Here is a 17,986-nt window from a genome sequence, read left to right on the forward strand (position 1 = left end):
CGAGGCCCGGCTCCGGCAGGGCAAACGATCCGCCCGGCGACCCGGTTTTTTCGCTCTCCGTGTGGCGCGATCAGCACAGAGTGGCGTTAACTGTCCCGCATTGCGGAACGGGCAACGGCCTTGGAGGACGCAGTCGTTGTGGAGCAGTTGCAGAGGGACGGACGAGTGACCGGGGCCGAGGGCGACCCCCGGGTCCAGGAGCTGCGCGGCGCAGTGGCCCGCCTGCGCCGCCAGCTGGCCGTACTTCCGGGGGAGTTACCGGATCGGGCGGCCGCCGATGACGAGCTGGCCGCACTGGACGCGATGGTGAGCCACGGGCTGCCGGAAGTGCCCCGGCTACGCCGCTCGCTCCTGCTGATCGCCGGGGCGGTCGGCTCGGTGAGTGCGCTGTCCCCCGCGCTGGCGGAGGTCCGTGCGGGCATCGACCGCTTCGGCCGGATCCCGCGCGCCCGCTGACCACAAGCGCGGGGCAGGGGCAGGGCGGCGCCCGTTCCGGCACCCGGCACCCGCGCCGTGGACCGGTGACCCGATCGACGGGCCAGGGCCCTGGCGGCCCGCCTCGCCCTGCGTCGGTAGGTACCTTTACGCCGGCGTCTGATTCGCCAGCGCCACCGACAGCTGCGCCGCGACGTCCTGCAGTACGGGCACGATCTTGTCCGTCGAGGCCTCGGTCACCCGGCCGGTCGGGCCGGAGATGGAGATCGCCGCCGAGGTGGGGGAGTTGGGCACCGGCACCGCGAGGCAGCGGACGCCGATTTCCTGCTCGTTGTCGTCGACCGCATAGCCCAGGCGCCGGACGTCGGCGAGCGCTTCGAGGAAGCGGTCCGGGTCGGTGATCGTCTTCTCGGTCGCGGCGGGCATGCCCGTACGGCCGAGCAGCGCGCGGACCTCCTCCGGGGCGTGATGGGCCAGCAGGGCCTTGCCGACGCCGGTGGAGTGCGGCAGCACCCGCCGGCCGACCTCGGTGAACATCCGTACCGCGTGCCGGGACGGTACCTGGGCGACATAGACGATCTCGTCGCCGTCGAGCAGTGCCATGTTGGCGGTCTCGCCGGTCTCCTCGACCAGGCGGGCCAGGAACGGCCGGGCCCACGTACCCAGCAGCCGCGAGGAGCTCTCGCCGAGCCGGATCAGGCGGGGGCCGAGGGCGTAGCGGCGGTTGGGCTGCTGACGGACGTAGCCGCAGGCGACGAGCGTGCGCATCAGGCGGTGGATGGTGGGCAGCGGCAGCCCGCTGCTGCCGGAGAGCTCGCTCAGGCCGACCTCGCCACCGGCGTCGGCCATCCGCTCCAGCAGGTCGAAGGCGCGCTCGAGGGACTGGACGCCGCCGCCGGCGCCTGCGGGCTTGGCTTCGGCGGCGGAGGTGCTGGCGCCTGCGGGCTTGGCTTCGGCGGCGGAGGTGCTGGCGCTGGACGGCGGCACGTCGCGTTCCTTTCGGGGCGGGTCGGATCGGTCTCGGCCGGGGCTTGCGGGCGCCGGGCCCGACCGGAGAAGCCTACCGGTCCCCTTACGTGGGCACACGGTCTCTCGCACACTCGTTCCCGCCGGTCAGCCCCGCGGTGTCGCACGGAGTGAGCCGTCGGCAGGCTCCTGGCCGCGATCCCTTGAGGTGCCATGGGGCGTAGCTACGTTCTGCTGCGCGAAACCTACTGTCCATTCTATGGAATCCTCCACATGGCTGGAGTGTCATGCGCCTTCTCGTCATGAACCCGGACACCACGGCTTCCATGACCGCCTCGATCCGCGCCCGACCACCGCTCCTGCCGGCGCGGCAATCCGATCGGGCTGCCGGTGAACTCCACTGCCCGTCGCAGGCCGGCGCCGTTGTGGCGGAGGGGGCCGCGACGCCCGGGGAGGCCGGGCCGCTTGCCCCGCCGCTGCCGGTCAAGGGGTCTTGACGGGCCGCGGCCCGGAGTGAAGACTCATTCAACAGAATGTTGAATTTCACGCATTCCGCATTCCGCATTCCGCATTCCGCATTCCGCATTCCGCATTCCGCATGGCGTTCCGGCGTGCATTCCGCGCCCCGGACGCCACGGCTTCCCCGGCGGCCGTGCACCCCGCACACCATCACGCAACGATGAAGACAAAGACGAGGAGGGGACCGGGTGTCCGAAACAGAGCTGGTGCTGCGCTCCACACGTGTCGTCACCCCGCAGGGGACGCGCGCCGCGTCCGTCGCCGTCCAGGGCGGCAAGATCGCCGCGGTGCTGCCGTACGACGCCGAGGCTCCGGCCGGGGCGCGGACCCGGGACTTCGGCGACGACGTCCTGCTGCCCGGCCTCGTCGACACCCATGTCCACGTCAACGACCCCGGCCGCACCGAGTGGGAGGGCTTCTGGACGGCCACCCGCGCGGCCGCGGCCGGCGGTATCACCACCCTCGTGGACATGCCCCTCAACAGCCTCCCGCCCACCACCACCGCCGCCCACCTCGACACCAAGCGCCAGGTCGCCCGCAGCAAGGCCCATATCGACGTCGGTTTCTGGGGCGGTGCCATCCCCGGCAACGTCAAGGATCTGCGTCCGCTGCACGACGCCGGTGTCTTCGGCTTCAAATGCTTTCTGTCGCCTTCCGGGGTGGACGAGTTCCCCCAGGTCGACCAGGAGCAACTGGCCGCAGCCCTCGACGAGATCGCCGGTTTCGGCGGCCTGCTGATCGTGCACGCCGAGGACCCGGGGCAGCTCGCCGCGGCCCCCGAGCCGCACGGCACCAAGTACGCCGACTTCCTCGCCTCCCGCCCGCGGATCTCCGAGAACGACGCCATCACCGGGCTGATCGCGCTCGCCCGGCGGCTCGACGCACGGGTGCACGTACTGCATCTGTCCTCCAGCGACGCGCTGCCGCTGATCGCCGCCGCCAAACGCGAGGGCGTCAGGATCACCGTCGAGTCCTGCCCGCACTTCCTGACCCTGACCTCCGAGGAAATCCCGGACGGCGCAACGGAGTTCAAGTGCTGCCCGCCGATCCGCGAGGCCGCCAACCAGGACGCGCTGTGGGAGGGCCTGGCCGACGGCACCATCGACTGCATCGTCTCCGACCACTCGCCCTCCACCGCCGACCTCAAGACCGCCGACTTCGGCGCGGCCTGGGGCGGTATCTCCTCCCTGCAGCTCGGTCTGCCCGCCATCTGGACCGAGGCCCGCAAGCGCGGCCACACCCTCGATGACGTCGTGCGCTGGATGGCCACCGCACCCGCCGCGCTGGTCGGTCTCGGCCGGAAGGGCGCCATCGAGCCCGGCCGGGACGCGGACTTCGCGGTCCTCGCCCCCGAGGAGACCTTCACCGTCGACCCGCAGACCCTCCAGCACCGCAACAAGATCACCGCATACGCCGGCCGGACCCTGCACGGCGTCGTACGCTCCACCTGGCTGCGCGGCCGGCAGATCAACGACGGCGCCACCCTCGCCGGACCCACCGGCGAACTGCTCGAACGGCCGCACCGCACATGAGCACCGGCGCCCTCCCTCGCCACCACGAACTGAGCGGCTGACCGGCGCGGCCCGGGGGCACCGGCCACCCATCCGGAGCTACCGACCACCCATCGCGGCCGCCGGGCCACGCCCGCCCCTTACACCCCCACCCCGCCGACGACGCTGAGCTCCTGCCCGGTGAACTCGCCCGTCAGCAGCGGGAGCGCCTCCGCGATCGCGGCCTTCGTCTCCGGGAGCAGCAGCGACGCGTCATGCTGTTCCTTGGTGTCCCACAGCTCGTTCACCCAGATCAGGTCCGGGTCGGTGGCATCCGCCACGCCCACCGCATAGAGCCGGCACCCGGCGGCCCGCAGCCCGTCGGTGCCGCGGAGCAGAATGGCGATCACCTCGTCGCGGTGTCCGGGGCGGGCTTTCATGGTCGCCTGGTAGCCGTAGGGCATCGGAGGCACTCCTTCACTCGGTTCGATGCTGATGCGTGCAGGACCGGATCAGCCGGCGACGGAGTTCCAGAACATGAGCTCATACGCCTGGAGCAGCCGGCCGTAGCGGTGCGCCGTGGCCGGCTCCGCCTGGCCGGTGTCGAGGCCGTGCTGCACCGCCTCGCGGGCCTTGTCCTCGACGGCCGGCGCCGGCTCGGCGAAGAAGCCGAAGAACCCGCACGCCTCCTCGGGGAACGCGTAGTGATCCCGCATCGCGGCCTCGACGACCGCGCAATAGCCGCCCCAGGCGGCGAAGTTGGCGGTCAGCGCGATCGCCACATCGGCCGGGTCGCCGCCGAGGGCGAGCCGCGCCGCATAGGAGGGGTACGCCTGGCAGCCGGGGCGCGGTTGGTACTGCGCGATCTCCGTTTCGGTCAGTTCACAGGCGTCCGTCAGTCCGGCCAGCTGCTTCATCGCCAGCGTCTCGCCCTGCGCGAGCAGATCGAAGAAGTCGGCGACGGGCGGGTCGCCGTCCGCCCGCCGCGCCAGATGCTGGAAGCTGATCCGGTCGGCGCAGATCACCTGGTGCTGTTCGAGGGCGAAGGTGGCGAACACGGAGCGCGGTGCCTGGCCTGCCTCGATCCGCGAGACCAGCCGGTTGGCGCCGGTGTCCGGGGCGAGCGCACGGACCGCGTCATCCAGCACGGCGGCCGCGGTCGGACGAGGGGCATCGGGAGCAGGTCGGGCCATGGGGCGGTCTCCTCCGGGGCGAGGGCGGCGGCCAGGGCTTCAGAGTAGGACGTACGGCACGAAGAAGACGGGATACGACAGCGCGGCACGGCGTGGGATGCACGGCACGAGGAAGACGGGATACGGCAGCGCGGCACGCCGCCGGGCATGCCGCGCCGGGGGAGGGGCCGGGAGGGACGGGGCCGGGGCACACCCGCCCGTCCCTCCCGGCCCCTCACCTCTCCTCAGTGCAGAATCACCTCATCGACCTCGGGCGCCGCCGCCCCGTCCCGCCAGGCCAGACGTACGCCCTCGATCGCCCCGTCGCCCGCTGCGAGCCGCGTATAGGCCCCGGACAGCGTGCCAAGCGAGCGCCAGGCACCGCCCGTACGGACCGCTACCTCCGCCGCCCCGGCCGGTGCGCCCTGCGGTCGCAGCACGACCACGGACCGTGCCGTACGGGGCGCGTCGGGCGTGAACTCCAGCGCCTCACCGGACTGCGCCGCCCGCGCCGCGCGATAGCCGGTCGCCGGGTCGCCGTCCGCCGCCGACCGCAGCGCGCTGCCCGCCGCCGCGGGCGGTCCGCCGGTCACCGTCACCGCCGCGGACCCGGCCACCGAGAACTCCCGCACCACCAGCCAGTTGTCCTGCGCCTGCGTGGCCCGTGCCCGGACGTACCGGGCCTTGGCGCCGGCCGGCGGCTCGACGCCGACCTCGGCCTTCCCGTCGAAGGCCGCCCACTGCTGCCAGTTCTTGTGGTCCGACGAAAACTCCAGGACGCCGTGCCGCAGATAGTCGTCCGGGCTGCCGCTCTTGCCCATCGCCAGCCGGACGGCACCCAGCGGACGCTCGGCATGCAGATCCAGCTCCACGAAGGACCCGGCCTTGGGCCCCGCGCCACTCCAGAAGTAGGTGGTGTCATCACCATCGGTCATCCGCGAGACCGCGTTGTCCTGATAAGCCGACAGATCCGACGTGGCCTTCGGGCGGCCGACGACGCCCAGCGCCTCGTCATGCGCGGCCACCGCCTTCTCGACGAACGTGTCCAGCACCCCGTCCGCCACCAGCACCGGAACCCTCTTCCCCGACATGTCCACATACACGAATGACCTGGCCGTCCGCACCAACTCCGGCAACCGCTGCCGCAGTTGCCAGGCACTCGCGCCGTCGCCCGCCTTGGTCGCCTCGATCAGCTGAAGGGCGGTACGCGCCGCGATACCCCAGGCGTGGGTCGCATCCAGCCAGGGCCCGCTGTCCTTGACGAACCCCCGGTCGGTGAGCCGCTCCCGCAGCACCGCCGGCGCGTCCTGCAGGTTCCGCAGCACCCCGTCCAGCCTCCTGGCATCCCCACTCCTGCCGAACTCCGCGATGGCGGCGGCAAGTTCGGGCGCCTGCTGCGGGTTGAGCGCCGAGGCGTAATGGGCGTCGGCGAAGGCCCGCAGCGCCCGCGCCGTACGGGCGTCGCCGCCGGCCAGTTCCCCGATCGCCGCGCCCCAGGAGGCGCGGGCGTCATACGCCGTGTCGTTCCATGCGTAGTCGGCCACCGTGTACAGGGCGAGTTTGGAAGCGGCCGGCTGGATCATCGGGTTCGCGGTGATCCCCGCCAGCTGCTCCGGCAGCCCCTTCTCCCGGCCGTTGAACGGCCCGAGCAGCAGCCGGTTGGTCACATAGTCATTGACCGGGTAGTTGTCCCACGTCAGGATCCGGTGCCCGAACACCTCCCGGGCCTGCTGCGCCTGGGCGACGGTCATCGTCGGCGCGATCACCCCCACGCCCGTCCACTCGACCAGCACCTGCTGGTCCAGCTGGGCGGCCAGCGCCTGCTTGTACGGCGACGGCTTCACGTCGTAGTACTCGGTCGGCACCATCTGCAGCGGTCCGGCGCCCGGATGCCCGGCGATGAACTCCCGGCTGACGCGATTGAGCAGATGCGCCTGCGCCGCCCCCGCCGCCCCGCCGCCGGTCCCGAACGCGTCCTTGTCCGCCGCGCAGTTCCAGTGCGTATAGCTGATGTCGTCCAACGGCACCGCGAAGGTGCGCACACCGATGTCCCACAGGGTCTGGAACTTGGCGGTCAGCGCCTTGAGATCCGCGTCGGAGCTGTAGCAGACGGACAGCCCCGGGGAGAGCGCATAGGTGAACTCCACATGCCGTTCGTGCGCCCGGTCCACCAGCTCCTTGAGCTGCGCGAGCTGCTCCGGGGGATACGGGTCACGCCACTTCTCCCGCAAATAGGCGTCGTCCTTGGGCGAGTACACATAGAGGTTCATCTTGTGCGCGCCGTAGAAGTCGAGCTGGTCGAGCCGGGCGTCGTGCGACCAAGGGGTTCCGTAGAAGCCCTCGATGACACCCCGCAGCGGGGTGGCCGGCCAGTCCCGTATGGCCGTGCCCCGCACCCGGGCGCCCGGCCGTTCGCGATGGGGCAGCAGCTGCCGCAATGACTGCGCGGCGTAGTACGTGCCGGTGGCGTCCTTGCCGGACAACGCGATCCGTCCCTCGCCCACCGCCAGCGCATACCCTTCGGCGGGCAGTCCGCCGGTGCCCCGCGCCCCCAGTTCCTGCAGAGCCCGCGCCGCACCCGCACCGTCCACATACACCGTCAACTGCCCGCCGCCCGGCGCCCGCCCGGCCCGTACGACCCGGTCGGCACCGGCGTCCTGGAGCGACTTCTCGACGACGGCCAGCGCCGGGGCATCCGCGTCCGGTCCGGCGACGACGGTCACGGACGGGGTGATGGTGACCCGGTCGGACCGGCTCCGGACGGAACGGGGCGTGGGGGAGAGGGAGCGGGGAGCTGCCGCTTCGGTTCTGTCCCCGGGGCCGTCCTGTCCCGGCTTCCCCCCGGCGCCCGGCGGCCCCGCCATGCCCGTCAGAGGGATCACGGCCAGGGCCATGGCCAATGCGGTGGCCGCCGCGGTGCGCGTACGGTGCATCCTTCGGTCCTCCTCGGTGCGGTGAGGTGCAGGGAACGATGTCGTGTGTACCTTCGCGCCAGCAGGCTTCACCTGCCCGCCGCACCGGCGCAATGGACTTTCGAACCGAAGGGATGGACGTTGGCGACGGGCGTTCGCGCAAGCCTGGCGCAGCGTCACCGCGTCTTGGCGACGATCACCAGGAAACTCATGAACGCCAGCAGTACGTGGGTCGCCACGACGTAGATGAACACCCGCACATACAGCCCGCGCGGTGGCTTGTCCTCCTTGTACGTCCGGGCGGCGGGCGCCGCCCCGGGAAGCGGCTCCGACGACGAGGGAACGACAGGAGCGGCAGGAGCGGCAGGAACAACAGGAGTGGCCGGGGTGGCAGGGGTGGCAGGAGTGGTCTGGTCAGGCACGACGTAGGGTCCTTCCGTCAAGAACGGTGCCAAGGGCTCACAGCCCGCGATGCCTCGCGTCGTCGCCGAGGCACAGCTCGGCGGCCCCGCTCTGCAGCAGCGTGTGGACGAACAACAGCTCGGTCCCGCCGGGTGTGGCGGCGGCGATACGGTGCGGCGTGAGCGAGTCGAAGTGCGCCGCGTCCCCCGGGTCCAGCACATGCACCGCCGCGCCGAGCGTCAGCCGCAGCCGCCCCTTGAGGACGTACAGCCACTCCTCGCCCGGGTGCACCCGCACCAGCTCGCCCTGGGCCCGCTGTGGCACCCGGACCCGCAGCGCCTGCATGGCCCGGCCGGCGCCGCCCACGGGCCAGTATGTCCAGCCGCCGGCTTCCGACGGCTCCGTACGGCCCGCCCGGACGACCGGGTCCCGCTCCGGCGCGGTCTCGCCGAGCAGGTCGGATACCGTGGTGCCGTAGGTACGGGCCAGCGCCAGCAGCATCGGCAACGACGGCTGCCGCTGACCGGTCTCCAGCCGTGACAGGTGCGCGGGCGAGAGTCCCACCAGCCGGGCCGCGGTCTCCAGCGTGAGACCACTGCGTTTCCGCAGGTCGCGAAGGCGCGGCGCGACGGTGGACAGCACCTCCGGCGGAGTGCCGGACGGCTCGTCGGGGAGCTCGGTCATATCCCTGGTATAGCGACCCTTCGCCTGACAGGCAAAAGATTTGCCTGAGAGGCAAAAAGTGTCCACCGGGGGTGCGGGCATCGGCCGAGGCGGGTGCGGGCGTCAACTTCCACCGACCGGGAGATCGTTACGGGACATTCCTGAGCCACCGTGTCCTGCGCAGGCCGGAAGAGCCCGGCGACGGTTTCGCACGCTCGGCCATCCGGGTCACATTCGATCGGCCGCATGGACGCGGTGTACCGACGGTGCCTTACTGCTGGTAGTGAATTCCGGCGGGCCGCCCATCCCTCACCGGGGGTGAGCGGCCATGCCGTGGAAGAACGTGACTTCCCGGTCCGGCCGCCGTATTGGCGCCCCCGTTGAGAGACTTCACCACCCGCTGGGCTGCGAGGAACATGATGGCCCGGGTGGTTGACGGCCCCCTGATGCGAAGGAGGTCGTCATGGATACGACAGGCAGTTGGACATCCGCGCAGGCGCTCGCGTTATACGCGGCGGCGGCGGGAGCGGCACCGATGAGCGCGGCAGGAGAGATGCCGGCGACGGCCATCGCCGCCATGCTCTCGCAGGGCACCGTCCCCTGCGGAACGCTTCCGCTCCCGGGCCGGCCGGCAGCGCCCGCGGCGCAAGCCCTGGCGATGCTGGTCGCCGATCCGCTGGTGCCCGTGGGGACCGGTCCGATCGGGGTGGCGATCACGCCGAACGGCAGCTTCGCCTATGTGGCGAACAACGGCTCCAGCACCGTCAGCGTCATCGACACCACCACCAACCTGGTGACTGCCACGGTCACGGGCCTGAACGGGCCGATCGGGGTGGCGATCACGCCGGACGGCAACTTCGCCTACGTCAGCAACGGCAGCGGCAGCACCGTCAGTGTCATCGACACCAGCACCAACCTGATCGTCGGTTCCCCCATCGCCGTCGGCGCCAACCCGTTCGAGATCGCGATCACCCCGGACGGTGCCTTCGCCTACGTCGCGAATCACGGCAGCGGCACGGTCAGCGTCATCGACACCGGCACCAACCTGTCGATTGCCACGATCACCGTCGGCACCTCGCCGAACGGCGTGGCGGTGAGCCCCGACGGCCTGACCGTCTACGTCACCAACTCCGGCAGCGGCACGGTCAGCGTCATCGACACCGGCACGAACCTGGTGACGGCCACCGTCTCCGTCGGCAGCACCCCGATCGGAGTGGCGTTCACCCCTGACGGCAACTTCGCCTACGTGGCGAACAACGGCTCCAGCACCGTCAGCGTCATCGACACCACCACCGGTCCGCCGAGTGTCGTCACCACCATCAGCGGCTTCGGGACCCCGGCGGGTGTGGCGGTGAGCCCGGACGGCACCCGGGTGTTCGTGGTGAACTTCGGCGCGAACAACGTCAGCGTGATCGACACCGGCACCAACACGATCCTCACCACCCTGGCCGTGGGCACCCAGCCCTCCCGGGACGCGGTGACCCCGGACGGCAACTTCCTCTACGTCACCAACAACGGAAGCAACAACGTCAGCGTCCTGCAGATCCGGCCGATCGTCACCAGCATCACCCCGGCGTCGGGCTCGACGCTCGGCGGCGATCCGATCACGATCAGCGGCAGCGGCTTCACCGGCGCGACAGCCGTCACGCTCAACTCCACCCCCGTCGCCAGTTTCGTCGTGGTCGACGACAACACCATCACGGCGACCACACCGGCGCACGCTGCCGGAACCGTCCAGGCGAGCGTGACCGTGCCCCTGGGTACCGGAACGGGCGGCAGCTTCACGTTCGTCGTCCCCGCGCCCACGATCACCAGCATCAACCCGGTCTCCGGCACCACCTCCGGCGGCACGCTCGTCGTCATCACCGGCACCAACCTCACCGGCGCGACGGCCGTGAGCATCGACGGAACCCCGGTCACCAGCTTCCAGGTCGTCGACGACACCCACATCTCCGCCATCACCGCGCCGCACGCACCCGATACCGGCCCGGTGTCCGTCACCACTCCCGGCGGCACCGCCACCGGCCCGGCGACGTACACCTACGTCACCCCGGCCCCGACCATCAGCGGCTTCGCCCCCACCTCCGGCAGTACCGCGGGCGGTACCCAAGTCACGATCACCGGGAGCGGGTTCACCGGGGCCACGGCGGTCAGCATCGCCGGGGTCAACGCCGCGAGCTTCCAGGTGCTCAACGACACGACCATCGTCGCCATCACGGCGCCGAGTGCACCCACGAGCGGCCCGGTCTCCGTCACCACCCCCGGCGGAACGGCCTTCAGCGCCACCAACTACACCTACTTCACGTCGGCTCCGACCGTCACCGGGATCTTCCCCACCAGCGGCCCGGCCGGCGCCAGCACCCAGGTCGCGATCAGCGGCACCGGTCTGAGCGGCGCGACCAGCGTCACCGTCAACGGCACCCCGGTGCCCTTCATCGTCGTCTCCGACAACCAGATCAACGCGACCCTGCCCCCGCACGCGGCCGGAAGCGTCACCGTCACCGTCACCACCCCCGGGGGCAGCGCGAGCATCCCGTTCACGTACACCCGCGACCGCACCCAGCTGACCGCCACTCCCGCGATCGTCCAGATCTTCCCGCCGCACCCCTACGCCGGGATTCTGACCGCGACGCTGACCGACCTCGACACCGGCCGGCCCATCGCCGGCCAGCCCATCACCTTCACCACCGGCGGCACCATCCTGTGCACCTCTGTCACCGACGCACAGGGAGAAGCGGTCTGCCCGGCCATCCTGGCGCTGCCGCTGATCATCCTCAACCGCGGATACACCGCCACCTACGCGGGCAGCTCCAACTATCAGCCCGCCACCGCCCACGGCGACGTCATCACCTTCTGACGATCCCCGACGGCCGCGGGCGCCACTCCTCCCGGAGTGGTGAGGTGAGCACCCTTTCCGGTGCTCCAGGGCCGCCGTCTCCCCCCACAGTTGGACGGCGGCCCGCCGCACGGCGCAAGAGCCCTGAACTTGCTCCCGCGCCAGGTCACTTGACGGTCACCTCATCCGGATGGCATTCGGGGCTTCCCTCGCCCCCATCCCCCATTCCGCCCCATTCCGCTCCCCTTCCGCCCTCCTCCGCCTTCTTCGGTTCTTTTCCGCTCCGGTGAAATCCGGCCGGACAGCGGCCCGCGCGATGTGGCCGCAAGCCGAGAAGGCGGCATCGAGGCGTCGGATCGAAACCGCATCTCGTTCGCGGGCGCGCCGGAAAGCGGTCCGTGAACTCCCTCACCACACAACCGAGGAGCAGCAATGAAGCACCGCAGAACAGCGGTCCGCGCATTCGCCACCGTGGCCGGTGCCACCCTCGTGGCCACCGGCGCAGCCATCACTCCGGCAGCCGCACAGACGTTGGTCCCGTGTTCTCCCGCCGCACTGGCGAGCGCCATCACCACGGCAAACACCGCAGGTGGCACGCTCATCCTGGCGCCCGGCTGTGTCTACGCCCTGACCAGCCCCCTGCCGTCCATCCAGAACACGATCACCATCGTGGGCAACGGCGCCACCCTCACCCGCGCAGTGTCGGCCCCTGCCTTCCGTATCCTCAAGGTGGACGCCGCCGGAAATCTGAGCTTGGACCGGGCGACCATCAGCAAGGGTGACGCGACGGGAGACTTCGGCGGCGGAATCCGCAACGACGGCACTCTCAGCGTCGTGCAATCCGTCATCCGGAACAACCAGGCCGACTTCTCCGGCGGAATCGGCGGCAACATCGGTTCCACCACTCGCGTCATTCAGAGCATCATCTCGGACAACTCCGTGACCCGTAACGGCGGCGGGCTGGCCAACGACGGCGATATGACCATCGCCCAGAGTTCCGTCACCCACAACACGGCGCTGGAAAAGGGTGGCGGAGTGGCCAATGACGCGACGCTGAAGATCCTTCAGAGCGACATCAGCCACAACGCTGCAATCGGGCCGACGGGGGTCGGGGGCGGAATCGCCAACTTCGGCGGTGCCGGCGCCAAGACAACTGCCGCCGAGAGCCGCGTCGTCGACAACACCGCCACCAACGCTCCCGGCGGTATCTACAACGACAGCGGAAGCGTCGCACTCCTCCTCGTCCAGGTCTTCAACAACCACCCCACCAACTGTTCCGGCAGCCCCACCGCAGTGCCTGGCTGCCTGGGCTGATCCTCAGCCGCACCCTCGCGCCACAGTGACGGCGGCCGGACACCGGCCGCCGTCACCTGTGGGCCCCGTGACCCGGGGCCGGCGGACCGGTGGGGTGCGGGTGCAAAATGGGAATGATTGGGGCGGTTGATGCGCGTGATGTGGTGAACTCCCGGGAAACTTAAGCTCGTTGGGATTGACAGGATCATGTCTACGCGCGTCATTCTGGTAGGTATGAGAATCCCCCCACGGATCACCAGGATCGGCGCTGCCGGCGCCCTCGCTTCGGCCCTTCTCATCGGCGGGACCGCGGTCGCCGCCACGCCTGCCGTCGCCACGACCCACACGGCCACCACGTACGCCGCGGCGGCGCACGTCTCGTCCGTGCACGTCAAGGACGTCGGCAACGTCTGCTACTCCAAGCTGCCTTCGCAGGCCCATGACACCCTCGATCTGATCGCCAAGGGTGGGCCCTACCCGTATCCGAAGGACGGGACGGTCTTCGACAACCGGGAGGGCATCCTCCCGTCCCAGAGCACCGACTACTACCACGAGTTCACAGTCGTCACGCCGGGCTCGCCCGACCGCGGTGCGCGACGCATCGTGGCCGGCGAGAAGAAGGACGAGGACTACTACACCGCCGACCACTACAAGACGTTCGATCTCGTCGATCGCAGCTGCTGAGACCGACGACTCGGCGGTCTGACGGCTCGGCGGTCTGACGGCTCGGCGGCTCGGCGGCCGAGTGGCTGACGGTCTGACGGGCTGACGGTTGGGAGTCCGACGGGCCGAGCACCACACCAAGCACCACACCAAGCAGGGCAACAACGGAACAGCAGGGGCGGCGGGCCGGTCGGGCTCGCCGCCCCCATGCGTGGTGGTCGGGGGTGCACATGTACCCCCGACCGCCGCCGTGCTGTGCGCCGGTGCTGTGCGCCCATCTCGTGCGCCCCCTCCCACCTCCCTCTTCTCCCCATTCTTGGCAGAAGGGGCGCACGGGGCGCACCCCCGAGAGAGGATTGTCAGTGGCTGCCGGTAGCGTTTCGACAGAAACGAGGAGCGGGCGGGCATCGGCGGAAAAAGACCATGTGCGGTCAGCTGCTGCGGCACGCCCCGGAAGTGCCGTATGCGCCGTGGGGCATGGCGAGCCGGCATGAAGCGCTGGAGACAAGGAAGGACGGCGAACTGCCGTGTATCGCTGGGAGATCACCCGGGCCGCACTGGCGCAGCGGGTTTTCGCCATCGTCCGTAGCAGAACCTACGACGAGGCGAGCGCCACGGCCGACACCCTGCTCTCGGCCGGCATCATCAGCCTGGAGATATCCCTCACCACCCCCTTCGCCCTGGAGGCGGTCACGACGCTCACCCGCGAGCTGGGTGACGACGCCATCATCGGCGCGGGCACGGTCCTTGACGCGGTATCGGCGCGGATGGCGGTCGACGCGGGCGCCCGGTACCTCGTCTCGCCGAGCCTCGATGCCGAGGTCATCCGTACGGGCCACCGCTATGGCATCCCGGTCTTCCCCGGCGTGTCGACGCCGACCGAGATGGTCCGCGCGCTCGAACTCGGTGCGGACGCGGTCAAGCTGTTCCCCGCCTCGGGGCACGACCCGTCCTGGCTGGCGGAGGTCCGTGCCTCGCTGCCGCAGGTGCCGCTGCTGCCGACGGGCGGGGTGACGGTCGAGAGCGCGCCGGAGTGGATCGCGGCGGGTGCGGTCGCCGTCGGTATGGGCGCGGCGCTCTCCGAGGGCGATCGTGACACCGTGGCCAAGCGTGCCGCCGACCTCCTCAGCCGCCTCGACGAAGCCGCCCCCGACCGCCTGACGACCCGAGGCGCCGCGGACCTCTACGACGACTGACGGCTCGTCGGGCCCGTTGGCTCGTCGTCGTCCCGGCCCCTCACGCCGCCCCACAGGCCGGTCAAAGGGGTTCACCTGAACCACGGGCTCTGCCACCCTGAGCGCTTCGATCATGCGATCGTGCCGCCGCGTCCAGGAGTCACAGGAGCCCCCATGAAGCGCGCCGTCGCCCTCTCCGTCCTGGCCTGTCTGCTCGCCGCCACCGCCGCCGCCCCGGCGGTGTCGGACGCACCCGCCGGGGGAGAGGCGACCACACCCGCAGCCGCCAGGAAAGCATCGGCCCTCGACACCGTTGCCCGGCGCGGTGTGCTGCGTGTCTGCACCACCGGCGACTACCGCCCCTTCAGCTACCGCGACCCCAAGAGCGGTACTTACCGCGGCGTGGACATCAAGATGGCCGAGGATCTCGCCAAGAGCCTCGACGCCACACCCCGTTATGTGGCCACGACATGGGCCGAGCTCGTCGGCGACCTGTCAGCCGGCCGCTGTGACATCGCCATGGGCGGTGTCTCGCTCACGCTCGCCCGCGCCCGCTCCGTCTCCTTCAGCGAGCCCACCCGCACCGACGGCAAGACCCCCATCGTGCGCTGCGCGGACAAGGGCAAGTACCGGACCCTGCAACAGATCGACCGGCCCGGGACCAAGGTCATCGTCAACCCCGGCGGCACCAACGAGCAGTTCGCCCGCGCGCATCTCCGGCGGGCCGCCATGACGGTCCACCCGGACAACACCACGATCTTCGACGAGATCATCGCGGGTCGCGCGGACGTGATGATGACCGATGCGAGCGAGACCCGCTACCAGGCCAAGATCCACCCCGAACTCTGCTCACTCCACCCGGACAAGCCCTTCTCCTTCTCCGAAAAGGCCTACGCCCTGCCCCGCGGCGACAGCGAGTTCACGGCGTATGTGAACCAGTGGGTGCATCTGGCCACGCACGACGGGACGTACCGGACGTACGAGGACGCCTGGATGAAGTAGCGCACCCGTGGATGCGTGCCGTTTTGGAGGGCCGGGTTTCCTGCCGGCCGGTGTCGTGTACGCAGGCCCTCCGCCCCCGCTGCTCACCCCGGCCCCCGCACCGGCCACCGCGCGGGAGCCGGGCCGCCGTCCGCCCTTGTCCGGACAATGTGACCTCCGGACTTCCCGTCATCTGTCCGGACGGATACGCTCGCGAGCGTGGGGAAACGCGAGACAGAACAAGCCCTGGGCGCCGAGAGCCCCGTCCAGTTCAGCGTGGACCGGAGCAGTCCGGTCCCGTTGTATTTCCAGCTGTCGCAGCAGTTGGAGGCCGCGATCGAGCACGGCAAGCTGGCGCCCGGCAGTCTGCTCGGCAATGAGATCGAGCTGGCCGGCCGGCTCGGTCTGTCCCGGCCGACGGTGCGGCAGGCGATCCAGTCGCTGGTCGACAAGGGGCTGCTGGTGCGCCGCCGCGGCATCGGCACCCAGGTCGTCCACAGCCAGGTCAAGCGCCCACTGGAGCTGAGCAGCCTCTACGACGACCTGGAGGCGGCCGGGCAGAAGCCGGCCACCCGGGTGCTGCTCAACACCACCACCACGGCCGACGCCGAGGTCGCCGCCGCGCTGGGGATCGCCGAGGGGGACGAGGTCGCGCTGGTCGAGCGGCTGCGGCTGACGCACGGCGAGCCCGTCGCGCATCTGCGCAACCACCTTCCCGTGGGGCTGCTCCCGCTGCATACCGCCGAGCTGGAGGGGACCGGTCTGTACCGCCTGATGCGGTCGGCCGGCATCACCCTGCACAGCGCTCGTCAGGCCGTCGGCGCGCGCGCCGCGACCGCCGAGGAGGGCGAGCGGCTCGACGAGCCCGAGGGTGCCCCGCTGCTCACGATGCAGCGGACGACGTTCGACGACACCGGGCGCGCGGTCGAGTTCGGCTCGCACATCTACCGCGCTTCCCGCTACGCCTTCGAGTTCCAGCTGCTGGTGCGGCCCTGAGCGGGGACAGCGGCTCTCACCGGGTCCGGGCGGGCGAGAGGAGGCCGTAGGCGGGTGTCCTCGCATCCTGGCGGCGTGCCCGGCGTGCCCGGCGTGCCCGGCGTGCCCGGCGTGCCCGGCGCAGCACCGGTCCCGCCCCGCCCATGAGTGGTTCCCGGGGGTTTCCCCGCCAGTCCATGAGCGCCCCCGAGGGTGCCCCCGGACCGGCCGATTCGCCGCCCCGGGCGCAATCGGACGGAGCGGTATCGGATGCCATATCCGCCTATGGCGCACTTCCACGCCGCTCCCTCGTCAGAATGTTCTGACAAACCATTGACGTGGCTTCGCGCGCGCCGTTACAAACTCCTCCAGCCGCAGTCCGGCGGCCGGGAGAAAAGGCGGTCCCACGATGATCGGCGTGCGTACGGCTACCCCCTTCGGTGTCCGCAGCGTGGCGGTGCGCGGCGCCGCCGCTTTACTGGCGACCGTCGTACTGGCCACCGGCTGCAGCGCCGCCGGCGGCCGGGAGGCCGAGAGTGCGGGCGGCGGATCCGGCAAGAGCGCCGGCACCCCGCGCATGACCATCGGCATGGTCAGCCACTCCGGTGACGGCGACACCTTCTGGGACATCGTGCAGAACGGCGCGGAGCAGGCGGCAGCCAAGGACAACGTGACGTTCCTGTACGCCCACGACAAGGAGGGCGCCCAGCAGGCCGCGCTGATCCAGTCGTACATCGACCAGAAGGTGGACGGGCTGATCGTCACCCTCGCCAAGCCGCAGGCCGTCAAGGCAGCCGTCCGCAAGGCCGTGGCGCAGGGCATCCCGGTCATCACCGTGAACTCCGGCGGTGAGTTCTCCCGGGCGTACGGGGCGCTGACGCACATCGGGCAGGATGAGTCGGTGGCCGGGCGGGCGGTCGGTGCGGAGCTGAACAGCCGGCACCGGAAGAAGGCCCTCTGCGTCGTGCACGAGCAGGGCAATGTGTCGCTGGAGGACCGCTGTGCCGGCGTCCGCAAGGCCTTCCACGGGACGGTCGAGAACCTCGATGTCGACGGGACCAACGCGCCGGCCTCGCAGTCCTCGGTCGAGGCCAAGCTCCAGTCCGACAAGGCCATCGACGCGATCGTCACGCTCGGTGCGCCGATGGCGGCGATATCCGTCAAGGCCGAGGAGGAGGCGGGCAGCACGGCGCAGATCGCGACCTTCGACCTGAACTCCGCCGTCGTCAAGCTGCTCAAGGCGAAGGACGTCGCCTTCGCCGTCGACCAGCAGCCCTACCTCCAGGGTTACGAGGCGGTGGATCTGCTCTGGCTGCACAAGGCCAACGCCGATGTGCTCGGTGGCGGCAGGCCGGTGCTCACCGGGCCCGCCCTGGTCACCGGTAAGGACGTACCGAAGCTGACCGAATACACCGGGCGGGGCACCCGGTGAGGCCACAGGGAAGACGGGACCCGATGAACCGGGACAGATCACCGGTAACGGATACTTGGCCGGCTGGGCCAG

At 70.6% G+C, this 17,986-nt stretch carries 15 protein-coding genes; 9 read left to right on the forward strand and 6 right to left on the reverse strand.

The annotated features are described in order from the left end of the window. The first annotated feature begins 165 nt into the window (after positions 1-165). Positions 166-456 (forward strand): DUF5955 family protein, encoded by a 291-nt coding sequence (locus ACWGJY_RS17660; RefSeq protein ID WP_453261753.1) that lies wholly within the window; start codon positions 166-168, stop codon positions 454-456. 126 nt (positions 457-582) lie between these two features. Here the strand turns inward: ACWGJY_RS17660 and ACWGJY_RS17665 are convergent, their stop codons facing one another. Next, positions 583-1,422 carry an IclR family transcriptional regulator gene (locus ACWGJY_RS17665; RefSeq protein WP_453261708.1) on the reverse strand — a complete coding sequence of 280 codons (840 nt, stop codon included), beginning with the start codon at positions 1,420-1,422 and terminating at the stop codon, positions 583-585. A 686-nt stretch (positions 1,423-2,108) separates the two neighbouring features. Between ACWGJY_RS17665 and allB the strand changes: the two genes are divergently transcribed. Beyond that, positions 2,109-3,452 (forward strand): allantoinase AllB, encoded by a 1,344-nt coding sequence (allB, locus tag ACWGJY_RS17670; RefSeq protein WP_453261709.1) that lies wholly within the window; start codon positions 2,109-2,111, stop codon positions 3,450-3,452. 119 nt (positions 3,453-3,571) lie between these two features. On the opposite strand, the gene ACWGJY_RS17675 is transcribed toward allB, so the two are convergent. The 5 genes from ACWGJY_RS17675 to ACWGJY_RS17695 all read right to left on the reverse strand — a co-directional run bounded on the left by ACWGJY_RS17675 (position 3,572) and on the right by ACWGJY_RS17695 (position 8,580). Beyond that, on the reverse strand, positions 3,572-3,874 hold the full coding sequence (locus ACWGJY_RS17675) for a putative quinol monooxygenase (RefSeq protein ID WP_453261710.1): 303 nt from the start codon (positions 3,872-3,874) through the stop codon (positions 3,572-3,574). Between the two features lie 48 nt (positions 3,875-3,922). Further along, positions 3,923-4,603, reverse strand: coding sequence for a thiaminase II/PqqC family protein (locus ACWGJY_RS17680; RefSeq protein ID WP_453261711.1), 681 nt, complete (start codon positions 4,601-4,603; stop codon positions 3,923-3,925). A gap of 224 nt (positions 4,604-4,827) precedes the next feature. Beyond that, a complete protein-coding gene (locus ACWGJY_RS17685; RefSeq protein ID WP_453261712.1) occupies positions 4,828-7,515 on the reverse strand; it encodes a beta-N-acetylglucosaminidase domain-containing protein in 2,688 nt (895 codons plus the stop codon). Positions 7,516-7,670: 155 nt separating this feature from the next. Beyond that, positions 7,671-7,916: a DUF6126 family protein gene (locus tag ACWGJY_RS17690; protein ID WP_453261713.1), complete on the reverse strand. Its 246-nt coding sequence runs from the start codon at positions 7,914-7,916 to the stop codon at positions 7,671-7,673. Between the two features lie 37 nt (positions 7,917-7,953). After that, a complete protein-coding gene (locus ACWGJY_RS17695) occupies positions 7,954-8,580 on the reverse strand; it encodes a helix-turn-helix domain-containing protein (protein WP_453261714.1) in 627 nt (208 codons plus the stop codon). 442 nt (positions 8,581-9,022) lie between these two features. On the opposite strand from ACWGJY_RS17695, the gene ACWGJY_RS17700 reads away from it, so the two are divergent. From ACWGJY_RS17700 to ACWGJY_RS17730, 7 genes are all read left to right on the forward strand, one after another. Beyond that, positions 9,023-11,416, forward strand: a complete 2,394-nt coding sequence (locus ACWGJY_RS17700; RefSeq protein WP_453261715.1) for an IPT/TIG domain-containing protein — start codon at positions 9,023-9,025, stop codon at positions 11,414-11,416. Between the two features lie 411 nt (positions 11,417-11,827). Next, positions 11,828-12,709: a hypothetical protein gene (locus ACWGJY_RS17705; protein WP_453261716.1), complete on the forward strand. Its 882-nt coding sequence runs from the start codon at positions 11,828-11,830 to the stop codon at positions 12,707-12,709. A gap of 213 nt (positions 12,710-12,922) precedes the next feature. Continuing rightward, positions 12,923-13,372, forward strand: coding sequence for a ribonuclease domain-containing protein (locus tag ACWGJY_RS17710; RefSeq protein ID WP_453261717.1), 450 nt, complete (start codon positions 12,923-12,925; stop codon positions 13,370-13,372). 506 nt (positions 13,373-13,878) lie between these two features. Continuing rightward, complete coding sequence (locus ACWGJY_RS17715) at positions 13,879-14,547, forward strand: bifunctional 4-hydroxy-2-oxoglutarate aldolase/2-dehydro-3-deoxy-phosphogluconate aldolase (protein WP_453261718.1); 669 nt, start codon at positions 13,879-13,881, stop codon at positions 14,545-14,547. 153 nt (positions 14,548-14,700) lie between these two features. Beyond that, complete coding sequence (locus ACWGJY_RS17720; RefSeq protein WP_453261719.1) at positions 14,701-15,528, forward strand: transporter substrate-binding domain-containing protein; 828 nt, start codon at positions 14,701-14,703, stop codon at positions 15,526-15,528. A 255-nt stretch (positions 15,529-15,783) separates the two neighbouring features. Beyond that, entirely contained in the window at positions 15,784-16,503 is a 720-nt protein-coding gene (locus ACWGJY_RS17725; protein WP_453261754.1) for a GntR family transcriptional regulator, read from the forward strand. Positions 16,504-16,891: 388 nt separating this feature from the next. Further along, on the forward strand, positions 16,892-17,914 hold the full coding sequence (locus tag ACWGJY_RS17730) for a sugar ABC transporter substrate-binding protein (protein ID WP_453261720.1): 1,023 nt from the start codon (positions 16,892-16,894) through the stop codon (positions 17,912-17,914). Positions 17,915-17,986: the final 72 nt, after the last annotated feature.

The sequence above is a fragment of the Streptomyces sp. NPDC054765 genome, assembly GCF_053612065.1.